This is a genomic window from Sandarakinorhabdus sp. (genome assembly GCF_031422795.1).
Taxonomy (GTDB): domain Bacteria; phylum Pseudomonadota; class Alphaproteobacteria; order Sphingomonadales; family Sphingomonadaceae; genus Sandarakinorhabdus.
Window position 1 is genome coordinate 1 of sequence record NZ_JANPML010000144.1, and the last position, 3143, is coordinate 3143.

Genomic DNA, 3143 nt, shown 5'->3' on the forward strand with positions numbered 1-3143 from the left:
GAAGCGGCCTTCCTGTTCCCGTGGGCGGTCAGCCTGCACTGGGGCGGCGAAGCGGCATGGTGGGCTATGATGGAATTCCTTGGCGAACTGGGCATTGGCCTGATCTATGCCTGGAAAGTGGGAGCGTTGGAGTGGGAGTGATCGTGCCTCAAAACGGCGCAATCGCGCTGCCGGAAACCAACCGCGACCTGTTCCTGGGCGATGTGAGCCAGGAAGTGGCAGACAAGGGCTTTCTGGTCACCTCGACCGAAGACCTGTTCCACTGGGCCCGCACCGGCAGCCTGTGGTGGATGACCTTTGGCCTGGCCTGCTGCGCGGTCGAGATGATGCACACCAACATGCCGCGGTACGACATGGAACGGTTCGGCATCGCGCCGCGCGCCTCACCGCGCCAGAGCGACGTGATGATCGTGGCCGGCACGCTGTGCAACAAGATGGCCCCGGCGCTGCGCCGTGTGTATGATCAGATGGCTGAGCCGCGCTATGTGATTTCCATGGGCAGCTGCGCCAATGGCGGCGGCTATTATCATTATAGTTATTCGGTGGTGCGTGGCTGCGATCGCATTGTGCCGGTGGACATTTATGTGCCCGGCTGCCCGCCCACCGCGGAAGCCTTGCTTTACGGCATCCTGGCCCTCCAGCGGAAAATCCGCCGGGTGGGCGTGTTCGAGCGCTGATTTATGACAATCGTTGCTCCTGAATTGGGCAAGCACAGCTGGCCGGTGATGGCCACGCACAGCGGCCTTGCGGCGCGGCTGGGCGAGCTGCTGGGCCCGGCGCTGATCGACATCGCTGAACACGCTGGTGAAACCACCGTCGTGGTGCAGTGCGCTGCGCTGGTGACGGTGATTGCCGCGCTGCGCGATGCCGAAGATCTGAAGTTCAACCAGCTCACCGACATTTGCGGCGCCGATTATCCGGACCGGGCAGAACGCTTCGAGATTGTCGTCCACTTGCTGTCGATGGCGCATAATCTGCGGCTGCGCGTGAAGGTTTCCACCGATGGCCGTGCGCCGGTGCCGTCGTTGACCGATCTGTTTCCCAACGCCGGCTGGTATGAGCGCGAGACCTGGGATTGTTATGGCGTGATGTTCGCCGGCAACCCCGACATGCGCCGCATCCTGACCGACTATGGTTTTGAAGGCCATCCGTTCCGCAAGGATTTCCCGCTGTCGGGCCATGTCGAGCTGCGCTGGTCGGAAGAGCATAAGCGGGTGGTCTATGAGCCAGTGCGGCTGGCGCAGGATTTCCGCAGCTTTGATTTCCTCAGCCCATGGGAAGGCACGGATTATGTGCTGCCCGGTGACGAAAAGGCGAGCAAGCCATGAGCAGCTTGGGCAACGCTGGCGCCGCGTGGACGGCCGACGACACGACGGATGTGCTGCCGGCCAAGGACGGCAACGAAATCCAGAACTACATGATCAATTTCGGGCCGCAGCACCCGGCGGCGCACGGCGTGTTGCGCCTGGTGATGGAGCTGGACGGCGAGATCATCGAACGCTGCGATCCGCACATCGGCCTGCTGCACCGCGGCACCGAAAAGCTGATCGAATACAAGACCTATCTGCAGGCGCTGCCCTATATGGACCGCCTCGATTACGTGTCGCCGATGTGCATGGAGCACAGTTATGTGCTGGCCATCGAGAAACTGGCCGGCATCGAGGTGCCGCTGCGGGCGAAGTATATCCGCACGATGTTTGCGGAAATCACGCGCATTCTCAATCACATTCTCAACACCACCGCGCACGCGATGGACGTCGGCGCGATGACGCCGATGCTGTGGCTGTTCGAAGAGCGCGAAAAGCTGATGGAGTTTTACGAGCGGGTGTCGGGCGCGCGTTTCCACGCGGCCTGGTTCCGCCCGGGCGGCGTGCATCAGGATCTGCCAGCGGGGCTGCTGGAGGATATTGGCGCCTGGTGTGAAGGCTTCCCGCGTCTGCTCGATGAGTTTCAGGGCCTGGTGGCCGACAATCGCATCTTCAAGCAGCGCAATGTTGATGTTGGCATCATTTCCAAGGACGAGGCGATCGGCTGGGGCTTCACCGGCCCGTGCATCCGCGCATCCGGCGTGGCCTGGGATATCCGCAAGAGCCAGCCGTATGACGCCTATCACCTGATGGATTTCGACGTGCCGGTGTCGAACGACGGCGACTGCTATGCGCGTTTCATGGTGCGGATGCAGGAAATGCGCGAGAGCCTGAAGATCATCAAGCAGTGCGTGCGCGACATGCCGGCGGGCAGCCACATCACTGACAACCGCAAGGTGGCACCGCCATCGCGCGGCGAGATGAAGCGTTCGATGGAAGCGCTGATCCACCATTTCAAGCTGTACACCGAAGGCCTGCACGTGCCGGCCGGCGAAGCCTATGTGGCGACCGAAAGCCCCAAGGGCGAATTTGGCATCTATATGGTGGCCGATGGCACCAACAAGCCGTGGCGCTGCCATATCCGCGCCACCGGCATGGCGCACCTGCAGGCGATGGATTTCCTGTGCAAGGGCCATATGCTGGCCGATGCACCGGCGATCCTGGGTTCGCTGGACATTGTTTTTGGTGAGGTTGATCGATGAAAACCGATGCAACGACATGGGCTGTGGCCGTGGCTGGCGCCGCCGCCATCGCCGCAACAGGGTTTGCCGCCGCGCAGCTGCTGGGTGAAGGCGCCGGGATGCCGCTGGTGGCGCTGGGCGCCACGCTGTGGACGGCGGGTTTTGTGCGCTGGTCTGCCAGCCGCCGGCCGCGATGAGCCGGCTTGCCATCGCGCAGGCGATGATTGCGCATTACAACGCGCAAGACGCCGATGCCTATGTGGCGCTGATGACCGACGATGCGGTGGAAGCCGGCTATCGCGGCGCGGCGTTGCGCGAGGGCAAGGAAGGCGTGCGTTCCGGTTTGAAGGCGATGTTTGCCCAATTCCCCGAAAACCGCGCCGAAATCATTACCGGTTATGAACTGGGGCCGTTCGCCGTGCTGCACGAGAACGTGTGGCGCACCAGCGTCGGCGAGCCGTTCGAGGTGATGAGCGTCTACAGTTTTGACGGCGACAAATGCAGCCGTGTGGAGTTTATCCGGTGACTGAATTTACCGATTTCACTTGGGAACCGGAGAATGCTGCCGAAGCGCAGCGCCTCATCGGCCTGTATC

General features: G+C 62.2%; 6 protein-coding genes. All 6 read left to right on the plus strand.

The window, feature by feature from the left end; translation table 11 throughout:
- Positions 1–141: NADH-quinone oxidoreductase subunit A (gene ndhC / locus RMO81_RS05350; protein WP_310474732.1), on the plus strand; the 141-nt coding region annotated here is incomplete at its 5' end.
- A gap of 20 nt (positions 142–161) precedes the next feature.
- Entirely contained in the window at positions 162–677 is a 516-nt protein-coding gene (locus RMO81_RS05355; RefSeq protein WP_409049585.1) for a NuoB/complex I 20 kDa subunit family protein, read from the plus strand.
- A gap of 3 nt (positions 678–680) precedes the next feature.
- Positions 681–1328, plus strand: a complete 648-nt coding sequence (locus RMO81_RS05360; protein ID WP_310474729.1) for an NADH-quinone oxidoreductase subunit C — start codon at positions 681–683, stop codon at positions 1326–1328.
- Positions 1325–2569, plus strand: a complete 1245-nt coding sequence (locus RMO81_RS05365; RefSeq protein WP_409049584.1) for an NADH-quinone oxidoreductase subunit D — start codon at positions 1325–1327, stop codon at positions 2567–2569. Before RMO81_RS05360 ends, RMO81_RS05365 begins: the two co-directional genes overlap by 4 nt.
- The gene (locus tag RMO81_RS05370; protein ID WP_310474730.1) at positions 2566–2745 is read left to right on the plus strand and encodes a hypothetical protein; all 180 of its coding nucleotides are present in this window, start codon (positions 2566–2568) and stop codon (positions 2743–2745) included. Before RMO81_RS05365 ends, RMO81_RS05370 begins: the two co-directional genes overlap by 4 nt.
- A complete protein-coding gene (locus RMO81_RS05375) occupies positions 2742–3074 on the plus strand; it encodes a nuclear transport factor 2 family protein (protein WP_310474731.1) in 333 nt (110 codons plus the stop codon). Before RMO81_RS05370 ends, RMO81_RS05375 begins: the two co-directional genes overlap by 4 nt.
- The last annotated feature ends 69 nt before the right edge of the window (positions 3075–3143 follow it).